Source organism: Cellulomonas sp. (assembly GCF_017744555.1).
Taxonomy (GTDB): domain Bacteria; phylum Actinomycetota; class Actinomycetes; order Actinomycetales; family Cellulomonadaceae; genus Cellulomonas.
Genome location: NZ_JAGIBD010000050.1, coordinates 1 through 14,375 on the forward strand (window position 1 = coordinate 1; position 14,375 = coordinate 14,375).

Sequence of the window (14,375 nt, forward strand, 5' to 3'; positions counted from 1 at the left end):
CGCGCTGCACGGGTGCGGGTGGTGCGGGCGGAGCCGGCGGCGCGGGCGCGGGCGCGGGTGGCGGGGGAGGCGGGGGCTGGACGACGTCGAGGTGCGCGGCCCGCTGGACGGCGGCGGGAGCGGCGACCGCCGGGGCGACGACCAGCGTGTCCGGTCGGCCCGGTGCGGCGGACGGCACGGCGACGGGTGCGGGGGCGACGGCGTGCGCGACGGTGGTGTGCGTTGCGGGCTGCACCGTGCCGAGCAGGGCGTCGCGCTGCAGGAGCGGGACGGTCGGCGCGTCGGCGAGCAGCGACGTGAGATGCAGCGGGCGGGCTGCTGCGGACGGTCCGCCGGGCGTGCCGGACGGCGTCCGTGCCACGGTCAGCAGGTCGCGGTGGTCCGCCAGCAGCCCGCCCGGGGTGGCGGTGCGAGGCCCGGACGACGACGGCAGCGCCGGGGCCGACACCGTGAGCGCGCGCTGCACCGCCAGGTCGGGGGCCGTGCTCGCGGGTGCCGTGTCCCGGTCGGTGGCCGGCGACACCACCGGCAGCTCGACGGGCGGCGCGACGTGCGACCAGACGTCCCCGGCACCGACGGCGGGGCCCGTGCTCACGCTGGTGCCGACGGCGGTCGCGCGGCCGGTGCCCCCACCGGCCGACGCCGCGGCGTGCGTGCGGTCCACGGTCGCGGTGGCTGCGCGCTGGACGACGCCCAGGTCGGGCGGTGCGCCGGTCGTGGTCGCGGCGGTGCCTGCGCGCCGGACGGTGCCCGGGTGGGACCCGCCGTCCGTCGTCGCGGCCGCGGCGCGCTGCACGACGCCGAGGTCGGGCGACCCGCCGACCGGACGCTCGCGGCCCGGTGCGCCGCCCGTCGGCGACGTCCCGGCGATCACGTCCGTGCTCGGGATTGCCGACGCGGGCGAGCCGCCGGGCGCCGCCGGGAGCGTGCGGTCTGCGGCCGCCCGGGCAGCGCCGAGGCCCGTCGGCCCGGGCGTCGCCGTGACGTGGTCCGGGGTGGTGGTGAGCGGGGCGCCGAGGCCCAGACGGCGCTGCACGGTGGCCGCGCGGGCGGGGCCGGCGCTGGTCCCGCTGTCTGCGGTCGGGCCGCCCGGGGCGGCGGGCGGTGCGACCGACCGGCTCAGGCTCAGGGACGGCTGCGACGACGACGCGACGGCCGGCCCCGCGGTCGACGCGCCCGGGGTCGACGCCCCTCCGGCCAGCACCGACGGGTCGGTCGGCGCGACCGGCACGTACGTGGCGGAGCCGTCCGACGTCACGCCGTCCGGCCCGGAGGGGTCGAACCACTCCGCAGGCGCCGACCACCCGTCCGCCGACCAGCCGCCTGCCGACCCGGGCGTCCCTGCCGCCGACCCGCCCGCCGACCAGCCGTCGGCGCCGTCGTCCGTCGGGGACGCCGCGCCGGACCGCTGCACGACGCCTGCCGCCGTGCCCGCGGGCGCCGCGGTCGACGGGCCGCCCGACGCCGGCGGAGCGACGAGCGGGAGCTCCTCGCCGGCGAACCGCTGCACCGCGGGGAGCCCGCCCGCCTGGCCGCCTGCCTGACCGGGCGTCGCGAGGGCCGTCGCACCAGCCGTCGCACCGGCCGTCGAACCGACCCCGGCCGGTCCACCGGGTGCGCCCGAGCCGTCGGAGTGGCGCTGGACGCCGAGCGTCGCCGCGCCGTCGCCGCGCCGGGCACCGGCGGTGCGCGTCGGTGCGCCACCGGCCGGCTCGGAGCCGAGGGTGCCCGACGTGGCGACCGGTGCGGCGTCGCCCGGGGTCCCGCCGTCGGTGTTCGACGCGCCGTCGAGCGCAGTCGTGCCCGCGCCCGTGCTCGTGTCGACCGCGCGGGCCACGACTGGCAGGTCGACGGCGCCTGGGTCGGCGACCCGGGCCACGGGGGTCGCCGCGGCGGGCTCAGACGCGATGGCGTCGCCGGACCCGGTCGGGTCGCCGAGCAGCGGAGCGGACAGCAGCTCTCCTGCCACCGCCGGGCCGGACGAGAGGCCGTCGGCCAGGTCGCTCGACGCCGGTGCCCCGACCGGCGAGGCGGCCCCGGCGAGCCCACCTGACACTCGGGGCGCCTGCGTGCCGGACGCGCCGTCGCCCCCGACCGTGGACCCCGGCGTGCCGGACGAGCTGTCGCCGTCGGCCCCGACCGCGTGCGGCGCCTCGACGCCAGGCGAGCCGCTCCCCGACGCACCCGCAGGGGACCGCAGCACGAGCTCGGGCGCCGACAGGTCGGTCGACGACGCACCGGCCGCCGCTGCCCGCGCGTCGAGCCGGGCCGTCCCGGCCGAGGTGGACTCGACGGACCGCGACACGACCGGCCCGGCGGCGGACGGCGTCGCCGGGCCCGAGGGAGGCGTTGCCGAGGACGCCGCGAACGGCGGGCCGCCCGCGTCACCGACAGGCGGCGGCGCATCGACGCTCCGGGCCACCAGGGGCTCACCGGACGCACGGGTCGAGCCCGCAGACGACATCGCGCGCGCCCCCGGCGCGGCGGCGGGCTGCGCACCGGGGGCGAGCGTGAGGTCGACCCCGGGCGCGTCGAGCGCGGACCGTGACACCACAGGGCCACCGACGGCTGAGGGGCCGCCAGCCGCACCACCTGCCGAAGACCCGGACGCGAGCGCTCCGCCGGCCGGCGGCGCCGGCACCGGCGCGGACCTGCCCGACGGGTCGCCTCCGTCGCCGTCCGAGTGGCCGGACCCGTCGTCGGTGCCGGCGCTCGCGGGCGTGTCGGCGGAGCGCTGCACGCTCGGCTGCGTCCCGACGGGCGCGACGAACGACGGGTCGGGGTCCACGGCGACGGCCCGCACCGGTCGGACCCCGGCGGGCGGTGCGGCGAGCCGCTGCAACGACCCCTGGCCGCCCCGCCGGGCGGGAGCCTCAGCAGGCGGGGCGGGCGGCAGGACGGACAGGTCGACGTCGGCGGACCGCTGCACCGGGACGTGCTCGCCGGCCTCGTCGGCGACGACCCCGGAGGGTGCGCGCGAGTCGACGACGTGCGACATCCCGCTCGTCAAGGACAGGCCCCGCCGGGTCGGCAGGTCGGAGACGAAGGCGACGGGGCGGCTGGTCAGCTCGGGTGGGTGGATCGTGCGCTGCAGCGGCGGGAGGAACGCCCAGCCGGCGCGCGACTCGGACGGCTCGGCGGGCGCAGCAGCTGCGGGGCCGGGGGCGACGACCTGACCGTCGCCCCCCGACCCCGCGGAACCAGCGCGGCGTGCCGTCGGGTCCGCGGTGCCTTCGTCAGCACCGCTTCTCCCGGAACCCCGCTGCCACGGCCACCGCACGTCAGCGCTCCTCGCTCATGCGCCGGTTGATCGCGGCGATCTCCCGCACGTACTGCAGTCGCTGCGGGTGCTCGAGGTCGAGGATGTCGTCGAGCGCCCAGTGGAAGTGGTAGGCGACGTACGCGACCTCCTCGTGGATCCGCTCGGGCGCGTACGTCACGATTCCCCCAGGCGCCCACCCGAGATGTCGACCTCGAAGCGGTGCGCGCACGACGGGCAGACCACGGCCGCGCGCGTGTGACCCTCGGCGTTGATGCGCCGGTAGAGGTCCTGCAGGAACGCGACGTCGGACGCGAACATGTTCTCGACGACGTTCGACGTGATCCCCGGCAGCGTGCCGAGCGACGTGATGACGCGGCTCAGCAGCACGACCGTGGTGAACGCGGGGTTCTCCTGCACGCGAGCGTCGTACAGCGGCAGCAGCTCGTCGCGGGCCGTGGCGAGCCGCATCGTCCCGGACCGGTGCAGCACGCCGTCGTCGTCCAGGTACCCGCGGGGCAGCTGGAAGTCGAACTCGGTGCGGAGCTGGGGGCGCCGGGAGGCCGACGACGGCGTGACCTGCACGTCGTCGTCGACCTCCGGCTCCCCGAGCGCGACCGGGACGGTCCGTCGCATCAGGCGAACTCCATCTCGTCCCAGCAGACCGTGAACGTCTCGGACAGCGGCTCGGTCGACCCGGCCTTGAGGGTGCCGCCGAGCTCGACGTCCTTGACCCAGACGTTGCGGAAGTTCATCCGCTTGAGCAGCTGGTTGTCCGAGGTGTAGATCGCGACCTCGGCCGTCTTGCGGGCCCCCTTGAGGTCACCGGCGAACACCGCCTTGAGCCAGTCCGTGACGGTCGTGGAGTCCGTGAGGCCGCGCTTGACCTTGAACTCGCCGGCCTTCTGGCGGCCCATCATCTGCCGGGTGACGAACTTCCCGTCCTGCGTCTGCTGCTGGTACGTCACCTTGTCGACCTCGGCCTTGAGGCCGCTGACCTCCATGACGTGCGGGATCTGGATCCCGTCGATCTTCACGCTGAACGCGTACGCGGTGGCGAGGTCCAACGCATCTGCGAGTGCCATGACTCACCTTCCTTCGGGTGGAGGCGTCACTCGGACGCGAGGCTGGTGCCGCCGGAGAACTGCGACAGCTGGAAGATCACGAACTCGGCGGGCTTCACCGGCGCGACCCCGATGCGACACGTGACCTGGCCGGCGTCGATGGCCTCGGCGGGGTTGGTCTCCCGGTCGCACTGGACGAAGAACGCCTCGTCGGGACTGAGCCCGAACAGCGCCCCGCGGCGCCACTCGTTGACGAGGAACGCGGAGATCGTCCGGCGGATCCGGGCCCACAGGGCGTCGTCGTTCGGCTCGAACACGACCCACTGGGTCCCCGTGAGGATCGACTCCTCGAGGTAGTTGAACAGGCGCCGCACGTTGACGTACCGCCACGCCGGGTCGGACGACAGGGTCCGGGCGCCCCACACGCGGACCCCGCGGCCGGGGAACGTGCGGATCGCGTTGATGCCGACCGGGTTGAGCAGCTCGTGCTCGGCCTTCGTGATCTGCGTCTGCAGCGTGATCGCCCCGCGCACGACCTCGTTGGCGGGTGCCTTGTGCACGCCGCGCTCCTGGTCGCTGCGCGCCCACACGCCGGCCATGTGGCCCGACGGCGGCACGAACTTGTTGGACCCCGTCGACGGGTCGAACACCTTCACGTACGGCCAGTAGAGGGTCGCGTACTTCGAGTCGTAGCCCGCCTGGTTGACCCGCCAGTCCTTGACCTGCTGCGGGTTGAGGCCGGGCGGCGGGTCGAGGATCGCGACCCGGTCGCCCATGAGCTCGCAGTGCGCGATGACGGCGAGCTGCACGGCCTGGAACGTCTCGAGGTCGATCGCGCCCTGCTCGAGCGCGGCGACGAGGTCCGGCACGGACACGATCGTCACCTCGTCGATCGCCTCGAGGCCGCTGAAGCCCGTGCGGTCGGCGGCGTCGCCGATGTAGTCGTCGGCACCCAGGTCGGCGGTCTCGGGGACCTCGGGCTCGGGCGGCGGGACCGTGAGCTCGGCGGACCCCTTGTCGGGCTTCGCGAGCGCGCTTCCGGACGCGAGCTCTTCGATGGTGACGAGCTTGGACTCGGCGAGGCGGGTCACGACGTTGTTGTCGCCGCGCTTCGTCGTGACGTTGTCGTACGTCTCGGTGTCCTTGCCGTCGACCTTGATGACGAGCTTGAACTGGTCGTCGGGCGGGTTCTCGCCGCCCGCGTCGGCCACCTCGACGCTGATCGTCTTCGTCTTGGGCGCGCGGTCGTGGGCGACCACCCGGTACGCGCCGATCACGGCCTGCGCGCCGGCGGGCAGCGCCTTCGGCGTCGACTTCGTCACGGGCTCGTCGACCTCGCCGTCCGAGCCGATCCGCACGATGTACGCGTTGTTCCCGCCGTTGAGGAAGTACCCGTAGACCGAGTGGGCGAGGTAGGCGTCGGGGAGGAAGTCCCCGAACGTCTCGGAGAACTGGGTCCAGTTCGACACCAGCGTCGGCTGGTTGAACGGCCCCTTGGCGGCCATGCCGACGAACGCGGCGACGGACGTGCCGACCCCCTCGATCGGTCGCGCACCCGCCTCCACCTCCTCGACGTAGACGCCGGGCGACAGATAGGTCGGCATGTCCCCTCCTTGGGCACAGGGAGTCGTGGGTTCACTGTGCTGCCGTGCGCGCAGGTGGGGACCGTCCCCGCGGACGCCCGCGAGGGCCGGTGTGGTTGCCCGATCGGGCGCCGGAAAGTGCCCCCGCCCGGGCCGCCCCGGACCAGGCCGTCGGGCCTTTCACCCACCCGAGTCCGGTGGTTGTCGGCGAGTCCGTGGGCTGCAGGCGCCGGACTCGGCGACAACCCACGGACCGGCCGCCGGGGGAGTCGCCGCACGCACGAAGGACCCGGCCGCACAGGGGTCGGCCGGGTCCTGCGCGCGTCCGGTCACATCTCGGGCTCTTCCTCGTCCTCCACCCGCTGGACGGCGGCCGCGCCTCCCGCCGCCTGCTCGTGGTCCAGCTCGTCGCGCTGCACGGACGAGCCCTCGGAGTCCTCCTCCTCGGCCTCCTCCCGCTGGACCGACGGGGCCGCCGTGACGGCGCCGCCCTCGGTCGCCCGCTGCGTGGTGGGCGCCGGCCCTGCCATGACGCGCTCGGCGTTCGCCTGGGCGGCGCGCTCGAACCGGTCGCCGGGGTCGGACACCTGGATGCCACCGCCTGCGGGCGTGCCGTCGACGGGTCCGCTGCGCTGCTGCACGACGTGCGTGAGCTCGTGCGCGAGCGTGGTCCTCCCGGCGGTCGACGACGTGTCGACGTCGCGGCCCAGCACCACGTTCGACCCGACCGTGTAGGCGTGCGCACCGACCGACCTCGCGGAGTCGGCCGCGGCGGAGTCGTCGTGCACCCGGACGTCACCGAAGTCGGCGCCGAGGCGGGCCTCCATGTCGGTGCGCGTCTCGGGGTCGAGCGCGCGGCCGCCACCCGACGACAGCACGTCGAGCACCGGCGAGCGCTCCTCCTCGACGAGCCCGGTGGTGGACGCGTTCCCCGCGGTCCGCTGCAGGAACGTCATGCCCGCCGAGCCGAGCATCTCGGGACGCCGGTCGGCCAGCGCGCGGGCGACGGTCGGCGCCGTCCGCTCCTCGTCGACCCGGGACGCCTTGGGTCGCAGGCTGGTGTCGGCCTGCTCCAGGTGGTCGTGGCTGTGCATCGTCGGCCCCTCTCGACGGTCGTCCCACCCGACGTTGCCACCGGGCGGCCGACCCCGACAGGTGCGGCGGGGATTCCCGATCGGGCACCCGGCCGACCCGATGGGGCACGTCGCGCCGCTCGGGCCAGCGGGACCGTCTCGTGGCCCTCCACCGAGCTGATCCGAGCATCGTGCCCGCGTTGCGCGGACGTCACGTCCCCATGAGCGCCCAGTACGGGCCGAACTCGCTCTCGAGCGTGAGCCGCCCGAGCTTGCGGTACTCGCGGTAGACGGCGGTGACGACGTGCCGCATGGCCACGGCGCCGCCGTCGTCGGCCGCGAGGTACGCCGCGGTGACGGCCGCGGACCGGATCGCGCCGCCGGCCAGCTCGAACGCCTCGCCGCAGAACGCCAGGTCGAGGTCGCCCACCCGGGGCACGCGGGTGCCGAGGCACCGGTCCCACAGGGCCGCGCGCTGGCCGGCGTCGGGTACCGGGAAGTCGACGACCACGTCGAGCCGTCGGATGAACGCGTCGTCGATGTTGGCGCGCAGGTTCGTCGCGAGGATCGCGAGCCCGTCGAACGACTCCATGCGCTGCAGCAGGTAGGCCGACTCGATGTTGGCGTACCGGTCGTGCGCGTCCTTGACCTCGGAGCGCCGGCCGAACACCGCGTCGGCCTCGTCGAACAGCAGCACCGCGTTGACGCCTGCCGCACCGGCGAAGATCCGTTCGAGGTTCTTCTCGGTCTCGCCGATGTACTTGTCGACGACGGTCGCGAGGTCCACGACGTACAGCTCGAGACCGAGGTCGTGCGCGACCACCTCCGCGGACATCGTCTTGCCCGTGCCGGAGTCGCCCGCGAACAGCGCCGAGACACCGTGCCCGCGCCCGCCGCCGGGCCGCATCCGCCAGTCGCCGAGCACCTGCTCGCGGTGCCGGGCGCGCGTCGAGATCTCGCGCAGCGACGTGAGCACCGGGTCGGGCAGCACGAGGTCGGGCCAGCCGACGCCGGGCTCGATGCGGCGGGCCAGACGTTCGAGCGCGGTGCCGTTCTCCGAGCGCGCACCGACCCGCACGTGGTCGACCGTGAGCCCGCCGTCGAGCGTCGCCTGCTGCCGGGCGGCGCGCGCGGCCCGGGTGACCTGCTCGGGTCGTAGACGGAACGGCGCGGTCGCGGCTGCCGCGTCGATCTTGTGCTCGCCGAGCGACGACGCCCACAGCGCGTTGCGCTCCAGCACGGTGCTCGCGGGCACGTCGAACAGCAGCGGCGGCCAGTCGCTCCACGTCGGGTCCCACGTGCTGCGCCCGACGACGAGCACCGTGGGTCCGCCGTCGAGCACGCCGCGCAGCGCCGCCGACCGCTCGGTGAGGCCCTCGACGCCCGACACGACGATCCCCGCGCCCGTGAGGCGCGCTTCCCGCACGGCCGTCGCCGACAGCGCCGCCGGGTCGTACGCGGTCGCGAGCGCTGCCGCGTCGAGCACGAGGACGGGCCGGCCGACGGCCTGCAGCGCCCGCACGGCCAGCACGCGTCCCGAGCCGGTGGGTGGCTCGCGCAGGTAGACGAGCCGTGCGCCGGCCCGCAGGGCGCCCGCGAGCCGCGTCGGGTCGCCCCAGGCGACGTCCTCGACCTCGACGAGCACCGGCGCGAGCGACGGGTCCGGTGCGTCGTCGCCGAGCAGGTGCCCGACGACACGGTCCGGGACGCGCAACGGGCGGCCGGGCAGCGGACGGTCGGGGTCCTCCAGCACCAGCAGCCCGGCCGTGACGAGAGGACCGTGCTCCAGCCGGTGCCGGCCGGCCGCCGACCCGAGCGGCACCCCGCACAGCGCGAGCGCGACCGCGACGGACGGCCGGCGCCGGGTCACGTCGTCGTTGAGGTACCCGAAGAGCTGCTCGAAGCGGGAGTCCACCTCGGGCGCGAGCGCGACGAGCAGCAGCTCGACGTCGAGCGGCTCGAGCCCGAACTCGCGCGCGAGCTCCCGCAGCCGCAGCCGCGCCCCGAGCGCCTCCGCCTGCGTCGCGACCGCCTCGACGTCGGCCGTGCGCTCCGCGACCGCGTCCGGCTCGGCCTCGGCCGCCGGGCCGGCGAGCAGCCGGTCGACGGTCTCGTCGCTCAGGTAGAGGCCGCGGAACGGGTCGTCGGGCTGCGGGTCGTCGGCGCGACGGCGTGCGACGAGCAGGCGGACGCGCTCCTCGACGACCGCGAGGCGGCCGAGCAGGTGCGCGGTGCTCGGGTCGACGCGGCGCCCGTCGTCAAGCGTCGTGCCGCTCACCGTCGCGACCTCGCCCGCGGTGGACGGGTGGCCGTGCGCGGGGGTGCCGAGTCCGGGGCGCGCGGCGGCGGGGGCTCGTGCGGCTGGACGCCGACGTCGCTCGCGCCGCCCCGGGTGTCGGCGACGTCGATGACGAGCGGCTTCTCCACGGGAGGCCCGACGTACGCGCTGACGTCCGTGAGCACCGGGGTGTCGACGACGACGTCGATCGACGGCTTCAGCTCCCCGCCCAGGGCGGTCCACACGTCCGCGAACCCCCGGTCCTCGGGCGGCGGCAGGCCGACGAACAGCGGCACACGGGCACCGGCCGACAGCAGCGGCTCCTCGAGCACGTGCAGCGGGAGCGCGTCGAACCGCAGCAGGTGCCGCAGCACCGAGTCGAGCAGCCGGTGCTCGTCCTCCGGCCGCTGCGTCCACGCCGTGACGAGATAGGACAGCCGGAAGTGCCGCGGTGGCTGGAACCGGTCGACGACCTTGCCCTCGACGCGGTTCTCCAGGAATCCCCGCGTGCGGCGCCGCAGGTCCTCGCGCAGGTCGTACAGGTACACGTCGACCGTGGGCGCGTTGCGCCGGGCCGCCCAGTCCTTCGTCGGGGCGTCGAGCACGACCTCGACGTCCGTGCTGCCCACCGCCTCGCGCACGAGGGCCCGGATCGCCTCGTCCACCTGACCGATCATCGGCTCACTTCCGGAACAGGAACGTCGGTGCGTCCACCGAGGTGGGGACGACGAGCAGCGGGGCCGTGACGGCGCCGAACGTCGGCGCCGGCTGGCCGTCGCGCGCGGTGAGGTCACGACGGGTCAGCAGGGTGTCGCGGATGATGACGATCGGCTGCGACCACGTGCCGTCCGACCGGACCACGACGGGGTTGCGGACGCTCATCAGGCCCTGCGACCAGGTGAGGCCCGCGTTCTCGCCGGGCGGGAAGTCGCGGCCGACGGCGAAGACGACCTCACCGGGCCGGGCGATCGCCGGGGTCAGCACGACGACGGGTTGGCGCACCTCGAGCGTGGCCGTCGCCGTGTTGTCCCCGGTGCCGGGGTCGGGAGACGTCGTCGTGACCGTGCCCGTCACCGCGCCCTGCTGCGGCGGCCCGGTGAAGCCGATCGTGGGGTCGAGCGTGGCCGTGAGGACCACCGCGGCACCGCCAGCGAGCGTGCCGAGCGGGCACGCGCCCGCCGCGACCAGGCACGGGGCACCGCCGCTCGGGTCGATGCTGACGATCGCCGGGTACGTCGTCGTGAGCGTCACGTCCTGCGCGGGCGTGGCACCCGCGTTGCGGACCGTGAACGTCGCGGTCACGGGACGGCCCCCGACGAACGCGACGGGCGACGACAGCGTGAGCGTGACACCGACCCCGCCGACGCCGCCCACGTCGACCGACGACGTGTTGTTCGTGACGACACGCTCGGGCGTGGCGGACTCGACGATCCCGGGCACCGTGAACACCGTCGAGCCGGTCAGGCCCTGCACGGGGATCGGGAACGCGACGGTCTGACCGGCAACCAGCGGGACGGGCAGCGCGCACGTGACGAACGCGCCCGACGGCGTGCAGCCTTCCGCGCCCGTCGTGGTCAGCCCGGGCGGCAGCTCGACGGTCACGCTGCCCGTGCGGACGATCGCCGGACCCGTGTTCGTCACCGTCGCGACCACCGTCCCGGCACCGTCGCTCACCGGGCCGGACGACATCGTCAGCACCAGGTCGGTGAACGGCTGGTACGCGGGCACGTGCTGGGGGCCGGAGAGGTCCACGACGTGGCGCAGCGTCGTGCCGTCCGGGGTCACCGCCCAGATCGCGCGCACCTGCGCCTGCCCCGCGGGCGACGCCGAGAACGCGATCTCGGACCCGTCGGGCGACCACTCGGGCTCGTCGGACGGACCGACCAGCAGCCGGGCGGCCGTCGGGGTGCCGTCCCGGGCGAACCCGGTCAGCGGCGCGACGGAGAGCACGCGCGACGGGTCGTCCGGCGAGAGCGTCAGCACACCGATCGCGCCGCGCGCGTCGATCGACAGCTCCGAGTCGGCGGGGATGTCCGTCTGCACGTCCGCGACCGCGAGCCGCGTGCCGTCCGGCGACCACGACGGCGACCGCCCGTAGACCGCGAGCCCACCGCACCCGCACTCGGTGACGAACAGCGACACCGCCTCGCCGGACTCCACGTCGACGACCCAGATCTGCTGCGGCGTGGGCGGGCTCGAGAACGCCTGGGTGACGCGGGCGAACGCGATGTGCGTGCCGTCGGGCGACCACGTCGGGCCTGTGTCCCGGTGCGACTCGCCCTCGTCGCTCTGCGTGAGCTGCCGGGTCGCGCCGGCCGTCCCGTCCGCGTTCACCTCGACGAGCCACAGGTGCGGCGGCTGGTGCCCGCCGTCGCCGTCCGAGGCCGCCCGGACGAACACGATGCTCGACCCGTCGGGCGACCAGACCGGGTCCACGTCGATGTCGTCGCCGTCCCGCTCGTACTCGAACGGCACCGGCGTGAGGTCGTCGGCCCGGGCGATCGTCAGCGCCATGCCCGTGTCACCCTCGCCGCCGACCGGCGTGCTGTACGCGACCTGCGTCCCGTCGGGCGAGTAGTGCACGCCCGCACCGGCCTCCCCGAACGACTCCAGCGTGTCGCCCACCGGGAAGAAGCCCTCGTCGGAGACCGGCCGCACGTCCGATCCGTCGTCCGCGACCACGTCCGTGACGTTCGCCGTCGCCACCTCGGTCGTGTACGCGAGGGTGGCGTACTGGAAGCTCGACTCGGGGTCGCGGTAGTCGTCGATCCACGTCGCGTGCGACTCGGCGACGCCCAGGACGTCCACGAGCGGCCGCTCGCCCTGGAACGCCAGCGGCGTGCCGGTCTCGTCCCAGACCCCGACCCAGATGCCGCCGGCGGGGTCGTTCTGGGTCGACGTGAACAGCAGGTCGAAGTCGCTGTCCGCCGGTGCCCACGTCGGCTCCGACCCCTGGATCCGTGAGTCCTCCGCGCCGAGGTAAGGGTCCATCGTGAACAGCGGGTTGCCGTCCGCGTCGAACATCGGCTCGCCCTCGGCGTCGAACCGCTGCACGGGCCTGCCGTCGTCGTCGAGCTGCATGAACTCGATCGACCCGTCCGGCCGGTACGCGGTCGTCGTGTACGCGAGGACGTAGGCCTCGTTCTTGCCGACCGACCGCACGTCCGGCTGGGTGCTGCCGACGTCGCTCGCCGTCAGCTGGACCGGGTCGAGCCCCGTCGCCCCGAGGTCGATCCGGTACAGCGCCCCGAGCGGTGCGTCCGCGTTGACCTGCGACACGATGAGGTGGCCGTCGTCCAGCCACGTCGGCCAGGTGCTGTCGACGTCGCCCGCCGTCACGGCCTCCGGTGCGGCCGCCTCGCACGACGCGTCACCGGCCGGCGGGACCTCCGCGACCATGACGACCCACCGGCCGCTCGCGTGCGTCGCGTATGCCACGTGGTGACCGCCGGGGGACACCACGGGGTGCACCTCCTGGGCGGCGTCGCACGTGATGCGGATGTCCGGGCCGGGGGTGCCGTTGAAGATCGTGTTGACGTAGACGTCGCCGAGCTGGGTCCGCACGGCGGTCTGGTCGGGTGCAGCCGCGGCGGCCGGCCCGTCGCCGCCGCCCGGTTGCTCCACGTCCTGCGTGCTCACCCAGGCGACGAGGCTCGTCGTCGGGGACACGTGCGACTGGCCGTCGACCCGGTGGCCGTCGCGGACCGGCTGGTCGTCACGCGTCGGGAAGTCGAAGATCGGCGGCACCGACCCGAGGTCGGTCTGGGCGGGGTTCGCCACCGCCGGGACGGCCGCGGTCAGGGCCGCCGCGGTGTCCGGGGACGCGACCTTCTTGACGACGACGGGCGGGTCGGTCTGCGTGCCGCCCGGCTCGGATGCCTCACTGGTGCCGGGGTCGGTGGCCGGGTCGGTGGCCGGGTCGGTGCCCGGGTCCGTGGCCGTGTCGGCGGCCGCGAGGCCGATGCCGCCGTCGTCGCTGAAGGACAGGCTCAGGCGGCGCAGCTCGTCCGACGAGTCCACGAACCCCAGCCGGGGCTGCGCCGCGGTCGGCACGGGCAGCGCGGCGGCGAGCGGCGCGGTCATCGGTCCCGCGGACGCGGCGCCGGCGCCGGGCAGCAGCAGGGCGCCGACGGCGAGGCCGGCGACCCATGTGCGCACCCGTTCCACCGGCACGACTCCTCCCGCGGGCGCCCGACACGCCCGTCGCCCCACCGTGCCCTGGCAGGGCCGCCGGTCGGGGGCGACGGCGGCCAGACGATGGGGCACCGACCGTCGCCCGAAAGGGCACCTGCGCCGGTGGGGACGGGTGCAGGCCGTCGTGCGCGGTCCTTCCGGGCCGCGGCGGGACCGGTGCCACCGCCGTGGACGGCGTCCCGGCGACCACACGTTGCCCTTTCGTGCGCTCGCGGTGCCTGGACGGCCGCCCTCCGGCACCACCCTGCGGCCCGACGCACCTCGACAGTGGACGTCGGAGCTCCCGGAGGTGCAGTGCCCCACACTCACGAGCCCGCGCCCGCCGACGCCGGGCGCGAGCGCGCCCGGCGTCCACCTCCGCGCGTCGGCACGGGACCCCGCCCGGACGGCGTCGACGTCGAGTCGTCGGGGCCCGCTGGCCCTGTCACGGCCGGCGGCGCTGGCGGTGCCGTCGCGCAGCAGGAGGTCCCGGCGCGGCCCACGGCTGCCCTCTCGCGCACCGCCGTCCAACGGTTGCAGCGGCTCGCCGGGAACCGGGCCGTCGCCCACCTCGTCCGCCCGCCGGGCGAACCCGCCGTCGCAGCAGGCGCCGGCCCGTCCACCGACAGCGCGGCCGGACCCGCGACGCAGGCGCCGACCGCGCCGACTGCCGAGCGGCCCGGGGCGGCCGTCGACGCGACCGCGTCCCTGCCTGTCGCGCCTCCCGGTGCGGGCAGGGGTGCACCCGCGCCGTCCGGTCCCGAGGTCGAGGTCTCGGCGTCTCCGGCCGGCCCGGCGTCTGCCCCGACCGCTGGCGCGGAGCCGGACGCCGCACGTCCCGTTCCAGCAGGACCGACCACCGCCTCGTCGACCGGGAGCGAGCGGCCCGAGGCGGCCGGCACGCCCGGCGGCCAGGCAGTGATGCCCGAGGACCTCGCCCCTGTC

9 protein-coding genes are annotated in these 14,375 nt (G+C 75.6%); all 9 read right to left on the bottom strand.

The genetic code is table 11. From position 1 onward, the window contains the following. The coding region (locus J7523_RS19075; protein WP_291890211.1) for a hypothetical protein at window positions 1–2,998 on the bottom strand (2,998 nt) is incomplete at its 3' end. A gap of 283 nt (window positions 2,999–3,281) precedes the next feature. After that, window positions 3,282–3,440: a DUF6760 family protein gene (locus tag J7523_RS19080; RefSeq protein ID WP_203755772.1), complete on the bottom strand. Its 159-nt coding sequence runs from the start codon at window positions 3,438–3,440 to the stop codon at window positions 3,282–3,284. Continuing rightward, a complete protein-coding gene (locus J7523_RS19085; protein ID WP_291890214.1) occupies window positions 3,437–3,895 on the bottom strand; it encodes a hypothetical protein in 459 nt (152 codons plus the stop codon). Before J7523_RS19085 ends, J7523_RS19080 begins: the two co-directional genes overlap by 4 nt. Beyond that, on the bottom strand, window positions 3,895–4,344 hold the full coding sequence (locus tag J7523_RS19090) for a phage tail protein (protein ID WP_291890215.1): 450 nt from the start codon (window positions 4,342–4,344) through the stop codon (window positions 3,895–3,897). Before J7523_RS19090 ends, J7523_RS19085 begins: the two co-directional genes overlap by 1 nt. A 26-nt stretch (window positions 4,345–4,370) precedes the next feature. After that, entirely contained in the window at window positions 4,371–5,927 is a 1,557-nt protein-coding gene (locus J7523_RS19095) for a phage tail sheath family protein (RefSeq protein WP_291890217.1), read from the bottom strand. Between the two features lie 308 nt (window positions 5,928–6,235). Then, a complete protein-coding gene (locus J7523_RS19100; RefSeq protein ID WP_291890218.1) occupies window positions 6,236–7,000 on the bottom strand; it encodes a DUF4157 domain-containing protein in 765 nt (254 codons plus the stop codon). 190 nt (window positions 7,001–7,190) lie between these two features. Further along, window positions 7,191–9,257, bottom strand: a complete 2,067-nt coding sequence (locus J7523_RS19105) for an ATP-binding protein (protein ID WP_291890220.1) — start codon at window positions 9,255–9,257, stop codon at window positions 7,191–7,193. Beyond that, window positions 9,254–9,934, bottom strand: coding sequence for a DUF4255 domain-containing protein (locus J7523_RS19110; protein WP_291890221.1), 681 nt, complete (start codon window positions 9,932–9,934; stop codon window positions 9,254–9,256). The genes J7523_RS19105 and J7523_RS19110 overlap by 4 nt, the downstream gene beginning before the upstream one ends. Before the next feature lie 4 nt (window positions 9,935–9,938). Next, window positions 9,939–13,424, bottom strand: a complete 3,486-nt coding sequence (locus J7523_RS19115) for a hypothetical protein (protein WP_291890223.1) — start codon at window positions 13,422–13,424, stop codon at window positions 9,939–9,941. Between the last annotated feature and the right edge of the window lie 951 nt (window positions 13,425–14,375).

Excerpts from the sequence above, each read along its gene's own strand:
- J7523_RS19085 (WP_291890214.1), bottom strand. The coding sequence starts at position 3,895 with ATGCGACGGACCGTCCCGGTCGCGCTCGGGGAGCCGGAGGTCGACGAC.
- J7523_RS19090 (WP_291890215.1), bottom strand. The coding sequence starts at position 4,344 with ATGGCACTCGCAGATGCGTTGGACCTCGCCACCGCGTACGCGTTCAGC.
- J7523_RS19095 (WP_291890217.1), bottom strand. The coding sequence starts at position 5,927 with ATGCCGACCTATCTGTCGCCCGGCGTCTACGTCGAGGAGGTGGAGGCG.
- J7523_RS19100 (WP_291890218.1), bottom strand. The coding sequence starts at position 7,000 with ATGCACAGCCACGACCACCTGGAGCAGGCCGACACCAGCCTGCGACCC.
- J7523_RS19110 (WP_291890221.1), bottom strand. The coding sequence starts at position 9,934 with ATGATCGGTCAGGTGGACGAGGCGATCCGGGCCCTCGTGCGCGAGGCG.